We start from the raw sequence: 459 nt of genomic DNA, 5'->3' as shown, positions 1-459 counted from the left end.
CGATAGACGCGACCTACGTACGATGTTTTACTGGAGTCCGAAAAACGTGAAAGCCGTCGCGGGGGCGAGGCGGAAAGCGCGACGCGGGGAACAGGGTCATGGAGAACAGGACACCGCATCGCTTGCGGTTGCTCGGTGCGTTTGGGCTGTTCGCGCCTGACGGCACCCGCCTGCAGATCACCAGCCGCAAGGGCATTGCCTTGCTCGCCCTGATTGCCCTGGCGCGCTCGGGCGAACGCTCGCGCGCCTGGCTGCAAGCGCAACTGTGGGGCGGCCGCGATCCCGATCAAGCCCGCGCCAGCTTGCGCCGAGAACTGTCCAATTTGCGGCTGGCGATCAATGGAGCCGGTGAGCCACCGCTCCTCTCCGCGGACTCCGTAAAAGTTCGGCTGGACCTCGACCGGATCGATGTCGATGTGCGCGAACTCCACACCGACGTCACCAATGTGCGTACCCCCG

At 64.9% G+C, this 459-nt stretch carries 1 protein-coding gene; it reads left to right on the top strand.

The window, feature by feature from the left end; all coding sequences use genetic code 11:
* Window positions 1-98: 98 nt before the first annotated feature.
* Window positions 99-459: hypothetical protein (locus tag AACY19_RS27240; protein WP_339454596.1), on the top strand; the 361-nt coding region annotated here is incomplete at its 3' end.

This window comes from Pseudomonas sp. EA_5y_Pfl2_R50 (genome assembly GCF_963970475.1).
Classification (GTDB): Bacteria; Pseudomonadota; Gammaproteobacteria; order Pseudomonadales; family Pseudomonadaceae; genus Aquipseudomonas.
This window is presented reverse-complemented; position numbering and strand designations above follow the sequence as displayed.